The following is a 236-nucleotide window of genomic DNA, read 5'->3' on the forward strand; positions in this document are numbered from 1 at the left end:
CTCAGCGAGTCGCAGGCCAACGAGATGATCGCCGTGCTGCAAACGGCTGGCATCGACGCTTCCAAGACGGAGGTTGCCGAAAAGGGCTGGACGCTTTCGACTGCGCAGGGCGACTTCGCGCAAGCCGTCAAAATTTTGCACACTCAGGGGTATCCGCGCGAGGAATTTGCCTCGCTCGGCACTGTCTTCAAGAAGGAAGGTTTCGTGTCCTCCCCCACGGAGGAGCGGGCGCGCTT

At 61.0% G+C, this 236-nt stretch carries 1 pseudogene; it reads left to right on the top strand.

Annotated elements, in window-relative coordinates:
- Positions 1 to 24: 24 nt before the first annotated feature.
- Positions 25 to 236: pseudogene (locus AC0IYH_RS33985) on the top strand (EscJ/YscJ/HrcJ family type III secretion inner membrane ring protein); the annotation flags it as partial.

This window comes from Pseudomonas sp. AC463, from assembly GCF_979253585.1.